Annotated in this window: 36 protein-coding genes; 12 read left to right on the forward strand and 24 right to left on the reverse strand. The window is 53.3% G+C overall.

Features of this window, described 5'->3' with window-relative positions; genetic code table 11:
* Position 1: 1 nt before the first annotated feature.
* The 23 genes from HMPREF1487_RS00335 to HMPREF1487_RS26625 all read right to left on the reverse strand — a co-directional run bounded on the left by HMPREF1487_RS00335 (position 2) and on the right by HMPREF1487_RS26625 (position 10134).
* Positions 2-475, reverse strand: coding sequence for a hypothetical protein (locus HMPREF1487_RS00335; RefSeq protein WP_010794595.1), 474 nt, complete (start codon positions 473-475; stop codon positions 2-4).
* On the reverse strand, positions 472-627 hold the full coding sequence (locus tag HMPREF1487_RS27190) for a hypothetical protein (RefSeq protein WP_010794596.1): 156 nt from the start codon (positions 625-627) through the stop codon (positions 472-474). The genes HMPREF1487_RS00335 and HMPREF1487_RS27190 overlap by 4 nt, the downstream gene beginning before the upstream one ends.
* Before the next feature lie 9 nt (positions 628-636).
* On the reverse strand, positions 637-2121 hold the full coding sequence (locus tag HMPREF1487_RS00340; RefSeq protein WP_010794597.1) for a cellulase family glycosylhydrolase: 1485 nt from the start codon (positions 2119-2121) through the stop codon (positions 637-639).
* 170 nt (positions 2122-2291) lie between these two features.
* Positions 2292-2681: a hypothetical protein gene (locus HMPREF1487_RS00345; protein ID WP_010794598.1), complete on the reverse strand. Its 390-nt coding sequence runs from the start codon at positions 2679-2681 to the stop codon at positions 2292-2294.
* 1 nt (position 2682) lies between these two features.
* Positions 2683-3108: a glycoside hydrolase family protein gene (locus HMPREF1487_RS00350; protein ID WP_010794599.1), complete on the reverse strand. Its 426-nt coding sequence runs from the start codon at positions 3106-3108 to the stop codon at positions 2683-2685.
* Positions 3108-3572: a phage holin family protein gene (locus HMPREF1487_RS26200; RefSeq protein ID WP_010794600.1), complete on the reverse strand. Its 465-nt coding sequence runs from the start codon at positions 3570-3572 to the stop codon at positions 3108-3110. The genes HMPREF1487_RS00350 and HMPREF1487_RS26200 overlap by 1 nt, the downstream gene beginning before the upstream one ends.
* Positions 3569-3955 (reverse strand): putative holin, encoded by a 387-nt coding sequence (locus HMPREF1487_RS00360; protein WP_010794601.1) that lies wholly within the window; start codon positions 3953-3955, stop codon positions 3569-3571. Before HMPREF1487_RS00360 ends, HMPREF1487_RS26200 begins: the two co-directional genes overlap by 4 nt.
* 337 nt (positions 3956-4292) lie before the next feature.
* Positions 4293-4661: an antiterminator Q family protein gene (locus HMPREF1487_RS00365; RefSeq protein ID WP_010794602.1), complete on the reverse strand. Its 369-nt coding sequence runs from the start codon at positions 4659-4661 to the stop codon at positions 4293-4295.
* Positions 4658-5035, reverse strand: a complete 378-nt coding sequence (locus tag HMPREF1487_RS00370) for a VRR-NUC domain-containing protein (RefSeq protein ID WP_010794603.1) — start codon at positions 5033-5035, stop codon at positions 4658-4660. Before HMPREF1487_RS00370 ends, HMPREF1487_RS00365 begins: the two co-directional genes overlap by 4 nt.
* Positions 5032-5313, reverse strand: coding sequence for a hypothetical protein (locus HMPREF1487_RS00375; RefSeq protein WP_010794604.1), 282 nt, complete (start codon positions 5311-5313; stop codon positions 5032-5034). The genes HMPREF1487_RS00370 and HMPREF1487_RS00375 overlap by 4 nt, the downstream gene beginning before the upstream one ends.
* A 178-nt stretch (positions 5314-5491) precedes the next feature.
* Positions 5492-5794: a nuclease domain-containing protein gene (locus tag HMPREF1487_RS00385; RefSeq protein ID WP_010794606.1), complete on the reverse strand. Its 303-nt coding sequence runs from the start codon at positions 5792-5794 to the stop codon at positions 5492-5494.
* Positions 5791-6015, reverse strand: a complete 225-nt coding sequence (locus tag HMPREF1487_RS00390) for a hypothetical protein (protein WP_010794607.1) — start codon at positions 6013-6015, stop codon at positions 5791-5793. The genes HMPREF1487_RS00385 and HMPREF1487_RS00390 overlap by 4 nt, the downstream gene beginning before the upstream one ends.
* Positions 6012-6416 (reverse strand): NinB/YbcN family protein, encoded by a 405-nt coding sequence (locus HMPREF1487_RS00395; RefSeq protein WP_010794608.1) that lies wholly within the window; start codon positions 6414-6416, stop codon positions 6012-6014. Before HMPREF1487_RS00395 ends, HMPREF1487_RS00390 begins: the two co-directional genes overlap by 4 nt.
* Entirely contained in the window at positions 6409-6639 is a 231-nt protein-coding gene (locus tag HMPREF1487_RS27650; protein WP_010794609.1) for a hypothetical protein, read from the reverse strand. Before HMPREF1487_RS27650 ends, HMPREF1487_RS00395 begins: the two co-directional genes overlap by 8 nt.
* The gene (locus HMPREF1487_RS00405; protein WP_010794610.1) at positions 6636-6827 is read right to left on the reverse strand and encodes a hypothetical protein; all 192 of its coding nucleotides are present in this window, start codon (positions 6825-6827) and stop codon (positions 6636-6638) included. The genes HMPREF1487_RS27650 and HMPREF1487_RS00405 overlap by 4 nt, the downstream gene beginning before the upstream one ends.
* On the reverse strand, positions 6824-7021 hold the full coding sequence (locus HMPREF1487_RS00410; RefSeq protein ID WP_010794611.1) for a hypothetical protein: 198 nt from the start codon (positions 7019-7021) through the stop codon (positions 6824-6826). The genes HMPREF1487_RS00405 and HMPREF1487_RS00410 overlap by 4 nt, the downstream gene beginning before the upstream one ends.
* Entirely contained in the window at positions 7018-7215 is a 198-nt protein-coding gene (locus tag HMPREF1487_RS00415) for a hypothetical protein (protein WP_010794612.1), read from the reverse strand. Before HMPREF1487_RS00415 ends, HMPREF1487_RS00410 begins: the two co-directional genes overlap by 4 nt.
* Positions 7216-7348: 133 nt before the next feature.
* The gene (locus HMPREF1487_RS00420; RefSeq protein WP_010794614.1) at positions 7349-7744 is read right to left on the reverse strand and encodes a hypothetical protein; all 396 of its coding nucleotides are present in this window, start codon (positions 7742-7744) and stop codon (positions 7349-7351) included.
* Positions 7741-8526, reverse strand: a complete 786-nt coding sequence (locus HMPREF1487_RS00425; RefSeq protein ID WP_010794615.1) for an ATP-binding protein — start codon at positions 8524-8526, stop codon at positions 7741-7743. The genes HMPREF1487_RS00420 and HMPREF1487_RS00425 overlap by 4 nt, the downstream gene beginning before the upstream one ends.
* Positions 8516-9379, reverse strand: a complete 864-nt coding sequence (locus tag HMPREF1487_RS00430; RefSeq protein WP_010794616.1) for a YdaU family protein — start codon at positions 9377-9379, stop codon at positions 8516-8518. The genes HMPREF1487_RS00425 and HMPREF1487_RS00430 overlap by 11 nt, the downstream gene beginning before the upstream one ends.
* Positions 9380-9452: 73 nt before the next feature.
* Positions 9453-9674, reverse strand: a complete 222-nt coding sequence (locus HMPREF1487_RS00435) for a hypothetical protein (RefSeq protein WP_010794617.1) — start codon at positions 9672-9674, stop codon at positions 9453-9455.
* A 19-nt stretch (positions 9675-9693) separates the two neighbouring features.
* Entirely contained in the window at positions 9694-9909 is a 216-nt protein-coding gene (locus HMPREF1487_RS00440) for a hypothetical protein (protein ID WP_010794618.1), read from the reverse strand.
* A 21-nt stretch (positions 9910-9930) separates the two neighbouring features.
* Positions 9931-10134 carry a Cro/CI family transcriptional regulator gene (locus HMPREF1487_RS26625; RefSeq protein WP_010794619.1) on the reverse strand — a complete coding sequence of 68 codons (204 nt, stop codon included), beginning with the start codon at positions 10132-10134 and terminating at the stop codon, positions 9931-9933.
* Between the two features lie 105 nt (positions 10135-10239).
* Between HMPREF1487_RS26625 and HMPREF1487_RS00445 the strand changes: the two genes are divergently transcribed.
* Both HMPREF1487_RS00445 and HMPREF1487_RS00455 read left to right on the forward strand, forming a co-directional pair.
* A complete protein-coding gene (locus tag HMPREF1487_RS00445; protein WP_010794620.1) occupies positions 10240-11139 on the forward strand; it encodes a LexA family transcriptional regulator in 900 nt (299 codons plus the stop codon).
* 632 nt (positions 11140-11771) lie between these two features.
* Entirely contained in the window at positions 11772-12449 is a 678-nt protein-coding gene (locus HMPREF1487_RS00455) for a DUF1828 domain-containing protein (protein WP_177325215.1), read from the forward strand.
* Positions 12450-12554: 105 nt separating this feature from the next.
* On the opposite strand, the gene HMPREF1487_RS00460 is transcribed toward HMPREF1487_RS00455, so the two are convergent.
* Complete coding sequence (locus HMPREF1487_RS00460) at positions 12555-12788, reverse strand: DUF1654 domain-containing protein (RefSeq protein WP_010794623.1); 234 nt, start codon at positions 12786-12788, stop codon at positions 12555-12557.
* 333 nt (positions 12789-13121) lie between these two features.
* On the opposite strand from HMPREF1487_RS00460, the gene HMPREF1487_RS00465 reads away from it, so the two are divergent.
* From HMPREF1487_RS00465 to HMPREF1487_RS00510, 10 genes are all read left to right on the forward strand, one after another.
* Entirely contained in the window at positions 13122-13616 is a 495-nt protein-coding gene (locus tag HMPREF1487_RS00465) for an HNH endonuclease (RefSeq protein ID WP_010794624.1), read from the forward strand.
* Between the two features lie 714 nt (positions 13617-14330).
* A complete protein-coding gene (locus HMPREF1487_RS00475) occupies positions 14331-14702 on the forward strand; it encodes a hypothetical protein (RefSeq protein WP_010794626.1) in 372 nt (123 codons plus the stop codon).
* Positions 14702-14962 carry a hypothetical protein gene (locus HMPREF1487_RS00480; protein ID WP_010794627.1) on the forward strand — a complete coding sequence of 87 codons (261 nt, stop codon included), beginning with the start codon at positions 14702-14704 and terminating at the stop codon, positions 14960-14962. Before HMPREF1487_RS00475 ends, HMPREF1487_RS00480 begins: the two co-directional genes overlap by 1 nt.
* Positions 14959-15267: a hypothetical protein gene (locus HMPREF1487_RS00485; RefSeq protein ID WP_010794628.1), complete on the forward strand. Its 309-nt coding sequence runs from the start codon at positions 14959-14961 to the stop codon at positions 15265-15267. The genes HMPREF1487_RS00480 and HMPREF1487_RS00485 overlap by 4 nt, the downstream gene beginning before the upstream one ends.
* A 120-nt stretch (positions 15268-15387) precedes the next feature.
* The gene (locus HMPREF1487_RS28255) at positions 15388-15591 is read left to right on the forward strand and encodes a DUF551 domain-containing protein (RefSeq protein WP_037029528.1); all 204 of its coding nucleotides are present in this window, start codon (positions 15388-15390) and stop codon (positions 15589-15591) included.
* Between the two features lie 59 nt (positions 15592-15650).
* The gene (locus HMPREF1487_RS00495; RefSeq protein WP_010794629.1) at positions 15651-16397 is read left to right on the forward strand and encodes a hypothetical protein; all 747 of its coding nucleotides are present in this window, start codon (positions 15651-15653) and stop codon (positions 16395-16397) included.
* Positions 16398-16412: 15 nt separating this feature from the next.
* A complete protein-coding gene (locus tag HMPREF1487_RS26205; protein WP_010794630.1) occupies positions 16413-17018 on the forward strand; it encodes an ERF family protein in 606 nt (201 codons plus the stop codon).
* Positions 17015-17596, forward strand: coding sequence for a hypothetical protein (locus HMPREF1487_RS00505; protein ID WP_010794631.1), 582 nt, complete (start codon positions 17015-17017; stop codon positions 17594-17596). Before HMPREF1487_RS26205 ends, HMPREF1487_RS00505 begins: the two co-directional genes overlap by 4 nt.
* Positions 17597-17624: 28 nt before the next feature.
* Positions 17625-17786, forward strand: coding sequence for a hypothetical protein (locus HMPREF1487_RS27195; RefSeq protein ID WP_010794632.1), 162 nt, complete (start codon positions 17625-17627; stop codon positions 17784-17786).
* Between the two features lie 198 nt (positions 17787-17984).
* Positions 17985-18242 (forward strand): phiTE_015 family protein, encoded by a 258-nt coding sequence (locus tag HMPREF1487_RS00510; RefSeq protein WP_010794633.1) that lies wholly within the window; start codon positions 17985-17987, stop codon positions 18240-18242.
* The last annotated feature ends 64 nt before the right edge of the window (positions 18243-18306 follow it).

The following is an 18306-nucleotide window of genomic DNA, read 5'->3' on the forward strand; positions in this document are numbered from 1 at the left end:
TCTACATGGGGTTTTGTTTCTCAGAATAGGGTGGCCCTGGCTCATCCTCAACGAACTCAATGCCGATCTCGCCATAAGCGAAGTACTCAATAATCGAGTTGGTTGCTAGATCCACTTGAGGATCTTCGCCTGCATAGATAGCAAAGCCTTGGCGGACGTCAGCATAGCGACAGCCCATCAGCTCCTGACCATCCACATAAACTCTGCGTCGGCCTCGGTCATCATCTGGTGTATGTACCCACTCAGGCCATGCCTCTAGCCCTACGTACTCGATGGCTACCTTACCGGCTCGCTTCTCTTTGATGACTCGGCCTTTATCATCCACACCCGCCGCAATACCAACTGTTCCGCTTTCGGGATAGGCGCATAGCCAGTTTTCTTGAAGCACACCGTCCAAGTATACGTTGCGGGCATCCCGGGTTATCTGGCAGGTGTAAAAGCCATCGTCTCGATGATGCTTATCCCAGTCGATCATTCAATCACCCTCTCAACGAATACTGCCCTTGGTATCTCTTTAACCAGCTCAGCACCCACATAGAAGCGGGCACTGGTGCTGTCCTGTACGTAGGTCTGAGCCTCTACTACGAAGGCCCGACCGTCTGCGTCTATGACCTTCCACTGTGTCATGGCCTTCACCTATTTGAAGACTTCGCGGAATGCATCCAGAGCAGGCTTATTACGATCAGCCTCAAGACTCATGATGTTTTCCTTAGCCGTCTCGGTGGCCCACCATGCATAGCAATCGGAGCCGTTGTCTCGCGCATAGATCAGGGCGTTCTTCAGTGCTGCCAACGCATTAGGCATAAAGCCAGGAGCGCCCACTTCACCAAGGCAATGCTTGAAGCCAGCCTTCTTACAGAGGGCTATACACTCCTTCATCCGATTAACGCCGACTTGAGGGTCGATGTTGTCGTGCCCGTAACCCCCACCAGCATTCTCATCCATGTATAGATGGGTATGGATTTCGATGCGGTTCGCTGGGTCCTTCAGGGTGAATAGCTTTTCGTTGCCCTTAGCCTTAAAGCTTGCCGTGGTCGCCCAATCAAAGGACTCGACAGCAATGGCGCACTGCATATCGATCTTGCGGATCTCATCAATACACAGCTGGGCTTCTTTGACCCACACGTCTACAGATGGAATACCTACAGGCTCGTTACATAGATCGATACCGTAGAACGCCGCATAAGCCTCTGGATCTGACTTGATCAATGCAACGATCTTGGCGTCTACGTCAGCCAGCGCACCATGCGGTACTGCTGCCGTTCCGATCTTCTGCCGATTAACCGCAGTGTTGGTAGTGGTGTAGCCCACATAGTTATGGACATCCACCAGGACCTTTAGCCCCATTTTGCCGTGTAGCTTGATGTTATCTAGTAACTCTTTGCTGTAGCCGGGATCCAGTGGCCCAAATAGCTTTCGCTGGATACGCTCCCAGGCAATACCGACACGGGCTTTCTTGGCGCCGTATCCTGCCCAACGCGTGATCTGTGCTGCACTAGCCCAGAAGTAATTAGTACCTGCCTTTCCGGGTAGGACAGTCTCACCACCACCAGCCTGACCGATGTTGACGCAGAAGAGACCTTTCGGCGTCAGGTTCGGATTCACTCCGGCAACAAGAGCCGGGTCATTAGCCGGTACGTTTGGAGTCACCGGGGCGGGTGACTCCTCAGACTTTGGGACAGTGAAGATCACCGCCTTACCAGCCACCTTGCTTGGGTCGAGCTTGTTACCCTCAAAGGTTACGCTGGTCTTGTCGCCAAATACTTCGACGTTCTTGACCTTGCGGGTTGTGCCATCGCCTAGCGTTGCAGACTGGCCTATCTTCAGAGCCGAATTACTGGCTACCGAGATACGTGCAGCGTCATCTGCTGCCCATACGCCGTCTTGCCAATCACCACCAGTGACCTGCTCATTAGGCACAAGGCTTAACGTTGTGGTCTCTGCTGGCGTTTCGATTGGCGCTGTAGGCGTCTCTACGGGCTTTGTAGGCGCTTCTACCGTACCTGCATTGATCTTGGCGATTGCTGCCGATAACGGCGCTATAGCCTTCGTAACACTGCTATCGATGAGCGCAGTGAGTTCGTCGTCCGTAAGAACGACTATTTTGGGCATTTCGGCCATGTGACTCGTCTCCTAGGGTTGCCGCGCCGGACAACGTTCTCGGTCACTGGCCATTGATGATGGTGTTTTGCTCATTGATCCACTCTTGCAGGCTGCTGAGCTGTTCAGCATTAGCCCTACAGGTGGCGTAATTCTGGGTAACGGTTGTCGCTATGGTGCTCAGCTTGACTTTAGGGCCTGCTGGTAGCGGTTGAAGCTCGCGGGGCTGTTGCATTAGGAGTGTCGGAGGCAGCATCCAAACTGATTCCTCGGGCCGCTGCGTCGTGCACGCGGACAAAGCCATCAGGCACAGGGCACTGATCATCAGCTTCAGGGGTGATATAGACCGGCACCTGCTTGATGATGGTGTCGGCCTGCTTGTAAACGATCCTTTCTCTATCCACATACTGAGTGACTACCCTATCTCTTACCTTGACGAGTACCTGAACATCCTTGACGGTCTGTTTCAGTTCCTTTTCTTGGTTATGGGCAGCTCCAGATACCCAGCCATGTGCCCATATCGCAACACCCAGGGCCAGTACGGCTACGTACGCCCATATGCGAGGGATGAGTAGGTTCATGTCAGCCCCAGGTGCCGGTACGCATTGCCTTGGCGAGTTCTTTGGCTCGGCCCTTCACTTGGCTGGCCCACTTGCTATCAAGCATCTCGGTAGCGGCCAGGTCGAACTGCTGATTACCAATAGCAGTGAGCATCTTCTTGAAGCCAGCTAACCGGGAGCGGCCAAGGTTGAAAGCCATCTCGATCATGACTTCCTGCCGCACGCCATCCAGCGATTGGTAGCGAGGCACAACGGCCAAGGCATCCATGATTGCATCATCGATGTCGTTAGCCAGGAGAAAGGCAATCTCGGAGTCTCTGAGGCCCTTGTCGTCCAGGTTGCGACCAATACCTATGGTCAGCTTCCCTTCGGTGTCCAGATACGGCTTATTGCGCTTGTCTTCCTTGGCGGCAAGACGACGCTGAAGCCTTGCCATGTCGATAGCCATTAATGCCGTCTCCGCTCAGTGCGTCCGTCCCATTCATCCCATGTAGCGATCTTGGCGACGTTTCCGTTCGCTCGGCAGACCAGAATCAGGATGATGGCGAGAATCATGGTGTTGTAGATGGATACTTCAGGCCATTCCCCATATACGAGAATGCGGCCAGAGATGCTTAGCCATTGCTGAGCGGTGGCAGAAGCCAGTCCGAACGCACACAGGCTAGGCAGGAGGCGGTACTTTGACCGGCCCCTTGAATACTTGAAGGCAATCATGATGCAGATGCCAGCGCATACAGAGGCTTGGGCCAGAGCCGCATAGCGGATGGGCTCAGTCAGGTATCCGTAGGTCGCCATGGCCCCTGTCATCGCAGCAGCGCACATCGCCCCTGCCTGGTTATCTCGGCGGTAGTAGATGGCCGAGATAGTTGCAAACAGGATGGTTAGGAAAATCAGTACCGAGGTTGATGTCATGGCTGCGTGTCTCGCTTACCAAGGAAGCGATTTAGAATGAACAGGAGCCACTTGGGCGCTCGTCCAGTCTGTATGGCTTCCAAGACTGAGATGCAGACAACTACACAAATAAGGCCTGCGATGAATGCTGCAAAGCCGCTGGTTTGTGCCCATTTCTGGGCAAGCAGCTCTACAGCTCCGAAGTAGCCGCCTATCCACCCCACGAAGAGGTAGCCCAGGCGCTGCAGCACCTTAAGATCCTTGGCGAAAATGATAAAAGCGAATGCTCCCCCGAACGCGCCTACTACGGCGGCTAAGTCCACTCCGGGGAATATGCTGGCTAAACTGAGTCCGAAAAATCCCGCAGCCAGCGGTGTACCTAAGCTGGTCGTGGGTTCGGCCATGTTTGCTCCGGTTGTAAAATCCCGCTGTAAAGGGGATCAGCGGGTGCCAAGGCGCTTGGCGTAAAGGGTGACAGGTGGCCGGCCCGACACTCCGGCTAGTGAATCTCTCGGCGACCGGTATCTACCAGTCCATTCACCTGTCTATTGGTCCGTCATGGGGCTGTTGTCCGTACGGGAGCACGCATGCGGGACTAATTAGGGCCTTATTTCAGGCAATAAAAAACCCGCCACTGAGGACGGGTTCTTATGTGTGCGTTTCTGCCTTTGCAGTTACCGCAGCATGGAAAGAATCGTAAACTTTACGTAATCCAGTGTCAAGTACCTGAGAAATGGATCACTAAGCTGCCTCTAAGAGCACACATAGGCGAGCATCGACCCAGGCCTCCCCCGCCCTAACTAGCTCTTGCGCCTTCATATGAGTAATACCCATTAGCCGCCCAAGCTGGCGATAACTCATCCCGTCATACCTGTAGTAGTTCCATAGTGCAGTCCCCATTTCCTTATCTCGGGAATAGAGACGAGACACAGCGTGATCAACCCATAAGGCCTCATCGTCTGTAAGCATAGGTATAGGCGGCCGGTCCTCTTCCACCACGTTGTCACGCATGAGCGCATACAGTGGGCTGATATAATTCGGCACGCCTGTCTGCACACGCAGCCAAATACCCCATTGGGAAAGAAGGTAATAGGTGCTGACTTGTCTCATGCTGCTGCTCCTACGTATTCACGGATTACCTGTTGAGCAGCCTCAAAGCCGCCACATACTACTGCTTGATAACCTTGCTGCTTGGCGCGCTCTATGAACGCGCGCTGCTCCTCGCTCACGTCGGATGGTGAGTACTTCTTCTTTTTCATCTCAATCCAGAGGCCCGCGTATGAGCCCCTAGGAAGCATCAGGAAGAGGTCAGATACTCCAGGCGTAAAACCCTCAGCCTTCATGCGTTGAACCTTCTTGGCGCGCTGGATAGGCGTTCCTGCGAGGTGTGAGCCATTAGGGATGGCAAAGAGACATCCCTTGAAGGCTGGGTACTGGAGCTTGAACCAGCGAACGACTGCACACTGTTCGAGGTATTCACTCATTCAGCACCTCCTGTCAGGCCGTACTCACGCAGCCACTCATCACCGACCTGGTAGTGCTCGCCATCGCCGTGAGATGCAGCGATGCGATCTATTCTTGCTTCGTCGAATGACTCTAGGAATTGGAATGATGTTTGGTCATCAGGCCACTTCGGGAAGCGCTTATCCCTCACTTCATCGGCGTACTTGCAGGCTTCCATGAAGCTATCAAAGATCTTCGGCTCGCCGTTACCCTTCACAACCACAGCGCTTGGGTTCGTGTTGTCTATGATCAGGCTCATCGTGGGAACGTCCATGCTGCGATTGACATGCAAAACCAAACGATTGCGGCTATTACCCGCAGTCCAGTTTCCCAGGCCCACGGCCGGACATCCCACATTCCGAAAGCAGCAGCTGAATAAATGCCAACCATCAGACCTAACACCCAGCCAAGACGGTCTTTTGTTTTCGCCGACAAAATCATGCTGCTACTCCTTGAATCTTCAGCAGGCCCATACGAACCCAGATCATTTGTGTTTCAGCCAGTGCGCGGAGAAGATCCGCTTCGGTGTAGTGCCCGTGGGCGCGGCCATCGATAACGGCATGGCAATGGTCACAACCGAATACAGCAAAGAGGTCAGGCGACTTTAGGCCCACCCCTTTCATGCCTACTGGAAGATGGCAAAGCACCGTGAACTCTGGGCTGAAGCGGCACCCGTCCAGCCGCAGAGTGCAGTCTTGGTCCCGGGCTGAATCGCGCAGTTTCTTGGATACGATCTTCATGCTGCTTGCTCCGTCAGCAGCCAAAGGCCTCTTTCGCGCTTGATGATTCCCGCCTTTTGCATCCGCTGCATGGCGGCACGGATCTGCTCGATGCTGAAGTCCTTTCCCTTCCGTCTCAGATTTACTCGCACATGGCATCCCTGGCAGCAGCCCTCTTCCATTGCATGAAGGACGTAGTACTGAATGGTTTGCTCTGGCTGATCTATGAAATGCCATTTCATGCTGCGTGCTCCATCATCAAAGGCCAGCCATTCGAAGCTGCCCACTGCTCGATCTGGGTCATGTAGTTACCAAAGTCTTCAATGCTGAGCGTCGTCGTGCTGATGCCTCGGCGCTGTCCGTTGGGCAGGTCTTCCCAGCCAATGAATTCCTGCTTGGCCCACTCGTGCCATGCTTCCTTGCTGTACTGGCGACCATCCAGCCATGCGATAGCGGACAGCTCACGAATCAAGGCGTGGTAGCGCCTGTTCTGGGCGACACTGCGCTTCTCCTTCATTGGCCTAACGACGATCTCCAGACCATGCTTGGCCTTGCCGATCATTCCGCCTGCGAGGTTCCAGGCGGCGAGGAAGGCGGCACGTAGGCCAGCCTGCTCGTTGATACGAAAGATGCGCTCAGACATGGCCATCCTCCGGTATCTTGCTCACTAGCTTCCCTTCGGCACGGAGTTGATGAAGGTGATTTCTTAAAGTCCGCACGTCATACAACGCCCTAAGCTCCCTAAACAGGGTTCCACCTAAGGACCTCACCGTAAGGATGGCTAAGGTCATCAATGCAGCCAGACCGAACACTGCGATGCATCCCATGAATGCCCAGCCGATGTAGGCAGCTATTTCGTTATTCATTGCTTACCTCCCACGCTGAACAGACGAGGCTCCACATCACGGCAGCGAGCGTGGTAGTAGGCCTCGGTACGGAACACGTCCATTGGGTCGCCCTTCTCGCTCACAGTAGCGGCGCAGCGGTAGCCGTCATCGAACAGGCTTTCTGCAAACTCTCTGAGCTGGTCAGTAGTGAGGGTGTAGGTCCTCATGCCGCCCCCTTGAACATCTCTAACTGCTGGATGCGCTCAGGGCGCTCAATCAGGCCATTTACCCAGGCGTCCCATGTCTTTCGGTCGATCAACTGACCTTCGTACTCATGCCCGCCACAGGCATGGCAGTACACATGCGGGGTCTGGATGCCAAAGCTTGAGGTCTTGGCGGATTTACAGAGCTTGCAACTCATGCCGCCTCCCTCCCCATGATCTGCAAATGACGCTCACAGCGCTCCTTCGCCTCTTGCACGGTGTCGCAGCGATCACCGAGAGACTCCATGCCGTGCCAAGCTATATAGCGAGGCTTGCCGTCTACGATGTACTCGCCGACCTGATAGCCGTGTTCACCTCGCAGGACGTATTTGCCGTCTTGTTTCCAATTCATAGCTGGACCTCACACTTATGGGTCGCGGCATATCTGCTTTCACCTCGGTCGACACCAAGGTTAAAAGCAACGAACAGCAGTACAGCTACCGAGCAAATGAGTGCGGCATTAGGGAAGTTGTCTATAAACTTGCTCATGCTGCACCACCCGCATAGGAGGCTGGGACGAAAGCCAGCTGACGGTAGAGAATCCCATCTTCACTCGTGACGTTAATGAGGCTCCTTGGCAAAGGAAGACCATTGGTAGACAGGTAGCCCATATCGATAGCAAGGGTCGCGTCCGCTACGCCTTCCCGCACTTGCTCCCAATGGAAGGCAACAACGCCGCATACCACCTCGGCACTCGAAGCGCGCTCAAGCGCGCAGATAGCAAAGAAAAACTTCTCGAAAGACTCCGAATCAGCCTTGCTCACCGGCCCGCTGTAGCAATCTGTCGTGATGTGAGCATTCGGGCCAATGGTTGCGACATATCGCTGTTGGAGTGAGCCCTTGTTCAGGAGCCAGCCTTTAAGGTCGATAACGTTGCTCATGCCCGCTCTCCCCGCTTGGATGCCCAATCAAACGAGACGGCAATGCCTCCGTTCTCACGTAAGCGATCAACGCAGCGCTCACCGAGGGCCGTTGATAGATCAGTCGCGCCTAGGTTGCTAATCACAATGGTTGGCAGGCAACGCTCGTATCGGGCATTGATGATTTTGAAGAGAGTCGCGTGCTCGAACTCAGTAGGCTTAGTAGCCCCCACCTCATCCAGAACCAGAAGGCCACAGCCAGACAGTTCACGCAGAATGTCGTGCTCCGATCCTTCGCCGCCGTCATAGGTGCTGCGGATAGTGACCATGATGTCGCCTACCGTGCGGTACATTGCAGACACCATGCGATGACGAATCAGGAAGTCAGCAATCGCACACGCAAGGTGAGTCTTGCCGGTTCCAACATTTCCCAGCAGCAACAGGCAGCGGCCCGCCTTGGCATGATTGCGAAAGTCATCAACATAGTTGCAGCAGATCTCTAGGGCGCGGCGCTGCTTGGCATTTTTGCTTTCGTAGGTATCAAACGACTTTCCAGCAAAACGGCGCGGAATACCGGCGCGTGGCATGTGGCGACCAACGAAGGCCTCTAGGCGAAGCTGGTACTGCTCCTCTTCCCGCTTAGCCTCAGCGCATACCGGGCAACCAGAGGGTTCGTGATCACGGCGGAGCACCTGGATGAAGTCACCATGCTGCTCACACTTGGCTGGCTGTTTGCCAATCACACCGAAGCGCTTTTCGAACTCATTGATGCTCAGGTCCATTTTGTAAGCCTCAGAAGCCATGGGTGCCATCCTCACGCTCATACAGCCCTTGGGTGTAATCGCGCTCAGCAAATCCGGTATGTCGGGAGTTAGGGAGGTGGTGGACGTTGCTGGCTGGCTTTACCTCATCCTCCCAGCGGCGGCCATTCAGCCATGTCGTGGGATGCGGGATGTACTGGCCTTCGTCCTTGGTCCAATCGCGGCAGACACAGCACCTGCCAAGACCAGCCATGATCTCCTCGAAGAGCGGTTGATCAGGGTTGAGCTTTGCCCATGCCTTCTGCGCTTTGGCCTTGTCGGTTTTGCGTGGATACAGCTTCCAGAATCGAGAAAATAAATCCTCAGCCGCTTCGACTTGATCGCCGCATTCCCCCTCGGGGGGTAAGGGGGGTTCTTCTTTTGGTTCTTGGTTATTGGTTAATGGTTCTTGGTTAGCTTTCGATCCGGTTTCCTCTGGGTTAGCAGAATTAACCGGCTGGGTTTTTTCTGGGTTATTTCCGCTAACCGTTTCGGTTTCTTCTAGCTTCGGTTCGCTATCCGGCTTGGATTCGTCTTGCTTCTTTGGGCGACCACCGCGCTTACCATTCTCAGCAGCTTGCTTAGCTTTAGCATGGTACTGAGCGATAACCTTATCGCAGTGGTGATGGCGAAACCCTTCCTCAGTAGCCTCGAAGAACTCAGCAAGAACTGCCGCTACTTCAATTGCATGCTCACGCATACGGATAACGCGAGCGATACTCTCGGCATTACCTTCAATAGGGCTTTCGTTAACGTAATAAAGATCGATCAGACGACGGTATGCAGCGTCTTCAACCACGTTCAAGTGGGCAGTACGCAACATGTAATCGCCAGGGTGGAAAGGAAAGAAGTTCATGGTAAACTCTGCCTACAACGTTGAAATGAATGAGCCGGTCTAGCCACCGGCTTTTTCTTGCGCCTTTAAAGGGCTAATTCGTATCTTTTTTGTCCCTTCTTTGGCCCACCTCCTTGGGTGGCCCTAAGATCTGCGTCACCTTGGCTTTGGGACGACCTGCGAATGTCAGGCCGCCCATTGCTATCCCGCTTGTTACTATTTCTTCTATTGCCTCATCGAGGCTCTGTCCTTTCGCCGTCATCAAGCGCTCAACCTCTGCTCTTGCTTCCGGCTTCAAGTCTTCAAAGCACAGCATTTGGGCCCCTTATGGCCCTTCAGGCCACGCTAGACTCGTCGGCTCTCAACAGGTCGTTACCGACGATTTCTTCAACGGCGCCGTTCTCGATTGCCCACTCAATCAGCTCAAGCAAGAAGGTGGCGTTCTGCTTACGAGCGCGAGCGGCTGACTTGGTGATGATTTTGTTCAACGTGCTGTTGAGGCTGACCTTGTGCCTGTTGTCACGGCGGTCAGCTGGGTTTGCGTAGCTCATTGATACTGCTCCTGAGCGCGTTTAAGCGGCTTGATATTTGGTTGATTGAGATGGAAATGGACGTGATTCAACGGCTCGAAAACTCCCGTCTGGAAGCTCGAGAACCCGGATGTCCCGCTTAGTAGAAATAGCTTTGTGAATTGCCGGAGGGGTCACCCGTAGAAGCCTTGCAGCTTCGGACTGTCCTTTCGCGGCCACAAAGGATTCGAGAGTGATTTCTTTCATGGTCGTGCCTCTGGTGTAGATACCAGAATATTAACCATCGGTTAGCTTTTTTGCAATACCGATGGTTTCTTCCAGTTTTTAACCGTTGGTTTATGATCGCGACCCATGAACAAAAAGCGCGCGCTCCCTCCTGACCGATTGGCCGAATGCCAAGCGGCACATGAGCTTTTCCTTAAAAAGAAAGGCCCCTTGAAGCTCAGCCAAAAGAAATTGGCTGAAATGGCAGGCATGTCTGCGCCTGCTGTAAACCTGTATTTCAAAGGCCTTAATCCGCTAAACGCGAAATTTGCTGCGATTCTGGCTAAAGCCTTGCAGGTAGACGTAGCTGATTTCAGCCCAAGGCTTGCTCAAGAGATAGGGGAAATGTCGGCTGCAATGAGGTCTAACCTGGAAGATCCGGCAGGACCTCAGGAAACTACGTCAGCGGCTGACTTAGTGAGCCAAATGCTGGCCAAGCATGGCAAGAACCTATCGGATGAAGCCAGACAGCGTATCGCTGATGCTGTAATCGAGACAGCAGAAACCAAGCTTGTAGCCGGCGAGGTAATTACCACCGACATCACTAATCCCGGCCTGGTTGGCGATGAGATGCATATCGCTCATTACGACGTCCGGGCGGCAATGGGTGGCGGGCAGATAGCTTCGGACTATGCCGAAATCCTGCGAGACGTAAAGGTGAGTGAGACGCACCTACGCGAGCTAGGCGTGACCTATGACGACCCTCATCACCTGAAGATCGTCACTGGATGGGGCCAATCAATGGAGCCGACAATCAAGCATCGCGACCCCTTGATTGTTGATGCGAGTGTTCGTGAGTTTACTGGGGATGGTATCTACCTCTTCTCCTGGCAAGGCCTGCTCTACATCAAGCGCCTAGAGATCGCTGATTCTGAACATTTTGAGATGATTTCAGACAATCCACTTCATAAAGACAAACCAATTCGGCGGGACGAAACGTATATCCAGGCGCGTGTGCTTCTGGTTTGGAATGCTCGGAGGGTTTGATCTTATGGAGCTTCTGGAAAAGGGAGCGGAACCAGGATGGAGTCGACCTAATTGATATCTTATGATGAGGCAATACGTGGCATTGACATGCAAAAGAAATGGTTCGGCGCGAACCGTATCGAATGGGTCATGACAACTGTTCACCGCTGGCCGTCAACTTACAAATGTCGCGTAAATTTAATGGTAGGCGAGAGAACTATTGAAGGTCTGTTCGTCCAGCTAGAGTATAAAGCCGGAAGATTTGCCGGAGCGCCCGAGCGGCTTTACTTTGGACTGTTCGTTCAAAGCTCAAGATCTTTTGCTGTTGATGAGGGCGGCTTCACTAGACATCGGAACAAGGTAGGCATAGGGCGACCCTTTTACCAAGAGACTATAGGTCACCCGCATATGCACATACCAGTGCTAGAAGCATCTTACGGCTACGCTGAGCCAATGGGACGTGAACCTGCCGAGCAGCTATGGCAGATTTTCCTACAGCGTGCCAATATTCACGATGCACCAGTCTTTAATCTCCCTGACGAGATAGGCCAAGATGGCCAATTGAGGTTGATATGAACTGCGCGGAGCTTGGGAACGCACTCGCTCTGACATGCGTTCCGGTAAATGAAGACTTGGTCTACATGGAAAGCCATGTGACCGTACCCTATGACGGAAATCTAATCGGCGCCTATGTTGAAGACATAGGGCGAGGCCGTGTGCGAATCTCGGATAATGCCGACACTTTGTTCCACGCCATGACTGTTGGAATCCAGCCTACCGCATCACGTGGCCGAAAATTAGCTGACATCGCCGCAGACAATCACGTCCATCTTTCGGACGATGGCGAACTGTTCGTAGCTTGCGATAAGGAAAACGCTTCGTTTTATCTTACGCAAATCATCGATGCAGCCGCTTCAATCAGCTACGCCTGCAGCCAATGGCAAGTTGCAAGCGAGTCTCGCTTTGATCGGGTGGTTTCGGATGCTCTTAAGAAATCATTTCCGGGAAAAGTAAAGCGCAACTTCACTATTACTGGAGCCAGTGGCCATCAGTTAAAGTTCCCATTTGCCATCGACGTCGAGACACCTGAAATTCAAGTTGTCCAGACGGTTAGTGCTGTCAATGGAGTGCCTTATTGGCCGTCAGTGTACCAAGCACTAGGCAAAATGATCGACGTCAAAAATGCAATACCAAGCATTCGCCGCACTGTGATATTTGAAGAAGCAGCAGCTAATGAAATATCAAAAGCATCTGCAGCATTAGTTGAGTGCGCATCCGTATTGATATACAGCACACCAGCACAGCTTACTAAGGGGCTGCGAGCCGCCTAGGTTGATCTTGTGTTGCAAAGCCCGCCATTAGGTGGGCTTTTTTATGCAGCCAAGATTGATTGACAATCTGTTTTTAATGAAATGCAAGGAGTAGGTTTACCTTATTTATCTTGGCAGCCAAGATAAGGTTACTGCGCAATTATCGTTTAGCTCCATATCTAGCCCATCCGTTTCCCTAAGCATTTCCAACACCCCTTCCCATGCCTCGTCTGGCTCGCTATCCAAGCGATGTATCACTACGCGCCGCTGCATCTGAGCTTTCGGCGTATTGATCATGTTCGAGATCCTGATCGCTAGTCGCTCCTGAGCTGAAACTACTGGGCTAGCGGCCTTCGGCATAACGTGACCCTCATCTCAAATACTGGATAAAACAACAGTAGCCCATCTCAGGCACTGATATCAAGGCGCCTTCACGCAAAAATAATTAACCGATGGTATTGACGGTAAAACAAACCGATGGTTAACTTTAACTCATCGCCGGGCACAACCCGGTACGGGACAAATTAGTCCCACACGATCCGAACGCCGGATAGCCGGGACAGCGAAATGATCCCCCAGCCCCACAATGATTCGTTCAGTGGGACCGACTGGAAACAAGTTCTTTGAAACAGACGATTTGCGGCTGGGCATTTTCGAGTGCCCAGCTACTCAAGTCATCTGAGAGAAACTCATATGAAAGTAGAAATCACTTACGAGCAGGCTAGGGAGCTAGTTGATTACCTGCCTGAGACAGGGGAGTTCTTCCGAAAGAGGAATGCTCACAAAGGCAAAGAGTTATCGAAGGGTTGGCCGGGGAAAGACGGTTACCTTCGATACACGTTAAGAGGTAAGCACTACCGAGCACATAGGCTCGCATGGCTCCTTTCCGTAGGGAAATGGCCTGATGGGGAAATCGACCATATCAATGGCGATAAGCAGGACAACAGGATTACTAACCTACGTGTTTGTACTCATCAACAGAACAACCATAACCAAGGACTCAGGAAGACAAATAGCTCCGGACATAAGAATGTTCATTGGTTTAAGGCTGTTCAGAAATGGCACGTCCAGGTCTGCAAGAACAGAAAGATCCATAACGGCGGGCTATACGCAAATCTTGATGATGCCGTATTAGCGGCAAGACAGCTTCGCATAAAGCTTCACGGCGAGTTCGCAAACCACGGATAACCAATCCCCTCTTGTTCAGCCCAGAACATGGAGACACCGCATGAACCCCCTAATCCTGACAGCTGCTCTCTTACTGCTCTGGCTTGACCTGCCAGATATGAGCGGTCGTGCCTAACCCGGCTTCCCTGCATATGGAGATATGAGATGGAACAAAAGCGTAAGCCTGTTTTAGATAAGCACGGCAAGCTTGAAAACTTCACGATAAGGATCGCTGGTGAGCGTTTTAGATGCGATTGCAGGTGCAACGTGTTTAACAAGCCAGATGATCGAGATCTGAATCTTTACCAGTGCAACTCATGCCGCACTGAATACCAAACCGAGTAACCGCACCACCTGCCCCGCTTAAGCGGTAAGCAGTCTCCCTGCCCCTCTACGGAGGGGTATGGCTTCAGGTTGTAGTGGGAAGGCGAAGCATGTTCTCAAGTGGGACGCATCGACGGGAGAGATAAGACCGCATAAGTCCCTGTGTCCGAGCAACTGCGGACGTGAACGTAAAAGCAAGCGCAGCGGAAGTAAGCAGGGGTAACGCCTTGGTGTGCTTCTCCTTCACCAGTACAACCTCCTCCCCCTAAATACCCATGACCACCCAACAAGTTTTGGCCGATGCCCAACGCATACGGCAGCAGGCGGCTGCTCAAGATTCCTTCGTAGCAGCGATGTTAATCGAGCGAGCGCAAAGGCTGGAGCAGCGTGCCCAGCAAGGACGTATCAAGTATGGACCTCTACGAGCGGTTGCATAGAGCTGATGAGCTTCGCAAACAGGCTGCCCAGCTTCGATCTGTGTTCTACCAGCGTGACCGGCTTGATTACGAAAGTTACGAGTGGACGCACAGCATTGCGCTGGATCGTGAAGCCGATGAGCTGGACGGCACTGCCGCTAGACGCAAGCGTGAAGACGAAGCTAACCAAGCCGCACACGAAGCCCGCATGGCTCTGTATCACCAGTACCCACCTGAAGTCAGGGCCAAGCAGAAGCAGGCCCGCATCAAAGAAGTCATCCAGAACCTGGACGCCCTGAACAACTGGCGTCACGAGAACCTAGACCCTCTATACGCCTACAACGCAGGCACGCAAGGAGCGCAGTAATGGACCTCATGAAAGCACTGGCAGATTGCAAGAAGACGTTTGAAAGCGCTGATCGCACCCTGATGGAGGCTCAGGCTTATCTAGCCAAGCGTGAGCAATCAGCCTGCAAGATCCTTGATGTCTGGGTTGTATCGACCACCAGCGTAGGAAGGCAGCTAGCAGCAAGCCTACTGGTGTTTGCGTTTAGGCATGGCGACATCAGCGAGCGGGTGTTTGATCAGTATTGGGTTCGGTTGAATGGTTTGGAGGTGGCGGCATGAGTGATCGTGAATTGCTCGAATTGGCTGCTAAGGCGGCTGGTTATGACATTGTTTTCTGGAGCGACAAAGCAGCATTTAAGAATGTTGATATCAATCCAAACTGGTCACCGTTAACTGATGATGGTGACGCGCTGCGGCTGGCCTCATGCTTGCTGCTAGATGTGCTGATTGAAGATAGCTGGATAACGGTTATTTCAGGGCATCTGGATGAGACTATTGATGTTCCTGTAAATGATGATCGCTTAGCCGCAACCCGCCGAGCCATCGTACGAGCTGCCGCTGAAGTCGGGCGGACCATGCCATGACCACCAAACAAGCTCTTCGCCGCCGCCTCATATGGCAAGGCTGCTTCACATCAATCTCTCTCTACACACTCGTTATTGTTTGCATGGGTGTGGCTGGACGCGTTAAAGGATGAGGTGGTTATGAGTGAATGGATAAGCGTTCACCTACAGAAGCCTAAGCCAGGGCAATGCGTTCTGGTGTATAGACCGGATGCGCTAAACACCCATGACCCACTAATTAGAATAGCAACGTATCAGGGCGACAACGGGACGAGGCACCACGGCTTCGACTGCTACTGCACGCCTTCTCATTGGCAGCCATTGCCAGAACCTCCCCAAGCCTAACACCCCTCTCCCTCTTCCCCTTTATGCAGCCATGCATGATTAGGCTGCCTGGAGAAATCATGTCCGAACGAACACAAATATGGAGCAGCGGCGGTGGCACACAGTCCACCGCAATTGCCGCTCTCATTTGTCAGGGAGAGCTATCACCTGATCTCTCCATCATCATAGATACAGAGCGTGAGCTGAGCACCACATGGGACTACTTAGATAAATGGGTAATGCCAGCGCTCAAAGCGGCTGGAGTAGTTCTACATGTTGTCCCTAAAAGCGATTACGCAACCGTAGACCTCATGAGAAACGATGACGTGCTAATCCCGGCTTTCACAACCGAGAGCGGTTCGATCGGCAAGCTTCCAACCTACTGCTCAAACGAGTGGAAACAGCGCGTTATGCGCCGCTGGGCAGTCGAACAAGGCGTGAAGCAGGCAGATGTTTGGATAGGCTTCACAATCGACGAGATGAAGCGAGTCACCCAGCCGGTAGGCAAGTGGCAAAACAAATACCCGCTTATTGAGCGGCGCATGACTAGAGGTGACTGCATTGCCTTGGTTAAGCGTATGGGCTGGCCTGATCCTCCACGATCTTCGTGCTGGATGTTCCCAAATAAGCCCCATCATGAGTGGGAATGGCAGCGCATTAATGCTCCTGCCGACTTCGCTAAGGCAGTCGAGTTCGAAAAGCAGATCCAAACCAAGGATGAAGACCTCTGGCTGACAGATACAGGCAGCCCGCTTAGTGAGGCCAACTTCTCCCAGCCAGATGATCTCTTCACTGGTCGCTGCACATCAGGCATGTGCTTCGTATAACTATTGGTACTAATCATGAAAATGTCCGAAACCATTGCCGAACTGGCGAAGGCGCTTGCTGCTGCCCAGGCGGAAATCGAGAACGCCAGCAAGGCTAGCGTGAATCCCCATTTTAAGAACCGGTACGCCGATCTTGCCGAGATCCTGAACACCTCCCGCCCGGTACTTAGTAAGCATGGCCTGAGCATCGTACAGATGCCCTTCTTCAGCGAAGGAAAGGTAGGCGTTGAGACGGTCTTGATGCACGAGTCCGGACAGTGGATCGCTAACGAACTGCTAGGCCCATGCGTCAAGCAGGACCCTCAAGGCGTGGGCAGCGCGATCACGTATTACAGGCGTTATAGCTTGGCGGCTTTCGCAGGTATTGCCCAAGAGGATGACGATGCCAACACAGCGAGTGGCAAGAGCCAGCCTCCAGCACCCCAGTACATCAGCAAGGCCCAGGTAGAACGGCTGGATGAGATCCTTCTGGGCTGCCACATGAACACGGTGAAGCGATTCGAGCAGGACTATCCGGACATGACCAAGATCACGGCGGACGTCTATGGAAGCATCGTATCCAGCTTGGAATCGGCAGCTAGGAAGTATCAAGAGCGGAAGAACCAGGAGGATGCAGCATGATGATCGATCGCTCATCCATCGAGGCGCGTGATGCTATCCGCGCCGACCTCTCTGCTGCGGTGAACGCCTTTCTCGAGCAAGGCAAGCAGATCGATGTCATTAGCGTGCCGACAGTATCCAGACCCTATAACGTCCGCACCGACTTTCGCTTGGAGGGTTCGCCAAGAGATCCCAAGCCCAAACGTAAGCGGGATTCGAAGACGCGGCTGGCCCAGCGTATCGAGCGGGCAGCCCAGCGGCAGGCCAAGCTGAACGATGAGATCCAGACCATACGCCAGATGGCTGCTACAGGAGCCTCAAAGGTCGAGGTGGCTGAGAAGCTCGGACGTGATCGAAAGTGGGTAGGCCAGAAGGCAGTAGCCCACGGCATCGAGTTCGTTGGAATCATCAGCGGCAAGAACCTAGAGGCCTTCGAGGCAGCCAAGGCCGAGCGGGCCCGCCTAGCCGAGATCATCAAGCGCGACATGTTGGACCTGAGCGGCACTGAGGTCGCCAAGGCCCTTGGTATCGCCATATCACACACATACCGCATCTTGGCTGAGCACGACATCACCCTGAACAGTGCTCGCCGGAAGTAACCACCTCGCCCAGTAGTTGGAGGCGACCATGACCATAGATCAACTCGTGAAGGCGTACGAGATGCACGCCGAAGGCTTCACCTGGAAGCTAATTGCCTACGTTATGGACCTTGATGCCGACAAGTTGCGCAAGAAGGTCAAGGCATTCGAGCAGAACGGAATACCTCAGCGTTACCTGCTAACCGCATAGGTACACCCCCATGACAACGTTACGAGAATCAGCGCAGGCCGTTGAGGCGTGTGTGTGGCTGCCTGTCCCTACCGGTGTTCGGTATCGAATCGTACTCACCTCAGACGCAGGCGTAGAGCTGGAGAACATAGCAGCAATGCGGTGTAGGCAAGTGCTTTGGAAGGACTTCAATAACTCCAGCGTATGGGAGAGGCAGAGATGAGCGACCGTGAAGAGTTTGAAGCGGCAATGTTGGAGATGGAGCACCCGCACTTCGGCTTCCTCGGTAACGAATACCTGGCTAAAGAAGGCGAAGAATATCTAGACGTATACATGCAGGGCTTGTGGATTGGCTGGCAGTCCTCCCGCGCCGGACTTGTGGTGAAGTTGCCAGAAGAACAGCCCGGCTACATGTACTACGCGCCGGATGTAGTAGATGCCCTCGATGCCGCGGGCATCCCGGTAAGGCAGCCATGACCCTCCTATCCGCTCTACTCCCTCCCCTAACCCTCACTATCACAGTCATAGCCTATCTGGCTTG

The sequence above is a fragment of the Pseudomonas sp. HPB0071 genome (assembly GCF_000478505.2).
Taxonomy (GTDB): domain Bacteria; phylum Pseudomonadota; class Gammaproteobacteria; order Pseudomonadales; family Pseudomonadaceae; genus Chryseomonas; species Chryseomonas luteola.

Coding starts and splice junctions, on each gene's coding strand:
- HMPREF1487_RS00335 (WP_010794595.1), bottom strand. CDS start 475: ATGATCGACTGGGATAAGCATCATCGAGACGATGGCTTTTACACCTGC.
- HMPREF1487_RS27190 (WP_010794596.1), bottom strand. CDS start 627: ATGACACAGTGGAAGGTCATAGACGCAGACGGTCGGGCCTTCGTAGTA.
- HMPREF1487_RS00340 (WP_010794597.1), bottom strand. CDS start 2,121: ATGGCCGAAATGCCCAAAATAGTCGTTCTTACGGACGACGAACTCACT.
- HMPREF1487_RS00345 (WP_010794598.1), bottom strand. CDS start 2,681: ATGAACCTACTCATCCCTCGCATATGGGCGTACGTAGCCGTACTGGCC.
- HMPREF1487_RS00350 (WP_010794599.1), bottom strand. CDS start 3,108: ATGGCTATCGACATGGCAAGGCTTCAGCGTCGTCTTGCCGCCAAGGAA.
- HMPREF1487_RS26200 (WP_010794600.1), bottom strand. CDS start 3,572: ATGACATCAACCTCGGTACTGATTTTCCTAACCATCCTGTTTGCAACT.
- HMPREF1487_RS00360 (WP_010794601.1), bottom strand. CDS start 3,955: ATGGCCGAACCCACGACCAGCTTAGGTACACCGCTGGCTGCGGGATTT.
- HMPREF1487_RS00365 (WP_010794602.1), bottom strand. CDS start 4,661: ATGAGACAAGTCAGCACCTATTACCTTCTTTCCCAATGGGGTATTTGG.
- HMPREF1487_RS00370 (WP_010794603.1), bottom strand. CDS start 5,035: ATGAGTGAATACCTCGAACAGTGTGCAGTCGTTCGCTGGTTCAAGCTC.
- HMPREF1487_RS00375 (WP_010794604.1), bottom strand. CDS start 5,313: ATGAGCCTGATCATAGACAACACGAACCCAAGCGCTGTGGTTGTGAAG.
- HMPREF1487_RS00385 (WP_010794606.1), bottom strand. CDS start 5,794: ATGAAGATCGTATCCAAGAAACTGCGCGATTCAGCCCGGGACCAAGAC.
- HMPREF1487_RS00390 (WP_010794607.1), bottom strand. CDS start 6,015: ATGAAATGGCATTTCATAGATCAGCCAGAGCAAACCATTCAGTACTAC.
- HMPREF1487_RS00395 (WP_010794608.1), bottom strand. CDS start 6,416: ATGTCTGAGCGCATCTTTCGTATCAACGAGCAGGCTGGCCTACGTGCC.
- HMPREF1487_RS27650 (WP_010794609.1), bottom strand. CDS start 6,639: ATGAATAACGAAATAGCTGCCTACATCGGCTGGGCATTCATGGGATGC.
- HMPREF1487_RS00405 (WP_010794610.1), bottom strand. CDS start 6,827: ATGAGGACCTACACCCTCACTACTGACCAGCTCAGAGAGTTTGCAGAA.
- HMPREF1487_RS00410 (WP_010794611.1), bottom strand. CDS start 7,021: ATGAGTTGCAAGCTCTGTAAATCCGCCAAGACCTCAAGCTTTGGCATC.
- HMPREF1487_RS00415 (WP_010794612.1), bottom strand. CDS start 7,215: ATGAATTGGAAACAAGACGGCAAATACGTCCTGCGAGGTGAACACGGC.
- HMPREF1487_RS00420 (WP_010794614.1), bottom strand. CDS start 7,744: ATGAGCAACGTTATCGACCTTAAAGGCTGGCTCCTGAACAAGGGCTCA.
- HMPREF1487_RS00425 (WP_010794615.1), bottom strand. CDS start 8,526: ATGGCTTCTGAGGCTTACAAAATGGACCTGAGCATCAATGAGTTCGAA.
- HMPREF1487_RS00430 (WP_010794616.1), bottom strand. CDS start 9,379: ATGAACTTCTTTCCTTTCCACCCTGGCGATTACATGTTGCGTACTGCC.
- HMPREF1487_RS00435 (WP_010794617.1), bottom strand. CDS start 9,674: ATGCTGTGCTTTGAAGACTTGAAGCCGGAAGCAAGAGCAGAGGTTGAG.
- HMPREF1487_RS00440 (WP_010794618.1), bottom strand. CDS start 9,909: ATGAGCTACGCAAACCCAGCTGACCGCCGTGACAACAGGCACAAGGTC.
- HMPREF1487_RS26625 (WP_010794619.1), bottom strand. CDS start 10,134: ATGAAAGAAATCACTCTCGAATCCTTTGTGGCCGCGAAAGGACAGTCC.
- HMPREF1487_RS00445 (WP_010794620.1), top strand. CDS start 10,240: ATGAACAAAAAGCGCGCGCTCCCTCCTGACCGATTGGCCGAATGCCAA.
- HMPREF1487_RS00460 (WP_010794623.1), bottom strand. CDS start 12,788: ATGCCGAAGGCCGCTAGCCCAGTAGTTTCAGCTCAGGAGCGACTAGCG.
- HMPREF1487_RS00465 (WP_010794624.1), top strand. CDS start 13,122: ATGAAAGTAGAAATCACTTACGAGCAGGCTAGGGAGCTAGTTGATTAC.
- HMPREF1487_RS00475 (WP_010794626.1), top strand. CDS start 14,331: ATGGACCTCTACGAGCGGTTGCATAGAGCTGATGAGCTTCGCAAACAG.
- HMPREF1487_RS00480 (WP_010794627.1), top strand. CDS start 14,702: ATGGACCTCATGAAAGCACTGGCAGATTGCAAGAAGACGTTTGAAAGC.
- HMPREF1487_RS00485 (WP_010794628.1), top strand. CDS start 14,959: ATGAGTGATCGTGAATTGCTCGAATTGGCTGCTAAGGCGGCTGGTTAT.
- HMPREF1487_RS28255 (WP_037029528.1), top strand. CDS start 15,388: ATGAGTGAATGGATAAGCGTTCACCTACAGAAGCCTAAGCCAGGGCAA.
- HMPREF1487_RS00495 (WP_010794629.1), top strand. CDS start 15,651: ATGTCCGAACGAACACAAATATGGAGCAGCGGCGGTGGCACACAGTCC.
- HMPREF1487_RS26205 (WP_010794630.1), top strand. CDS start 16,413: ATGAAAATGTCCGAAACCATTGCCGAACTGGCGAAGGCGCTTGCTGCT.
- HMPREF1487_RS00505 (WP_010794631.1), top strand. CDS start 17,015: ATGATGATCGATCGCTCATCCATCGAGGCGCGTGATGCTATCCGCGCC.
- HMPREF1487_RS27195 (WP_010794632.1), top strand. CDS start 17,625: ATGACCATAGATCAACTCGTGAAGGCGTACGAGATGCACGCCGAAGGC.
- HMPREF1487_RS00510 (WP_010794633.1), top strand. CDS start 17,985: ATGAGCGACCGTGAAGAGTTTGAAGCGGCAATGTTGGAGATGGAGCAC.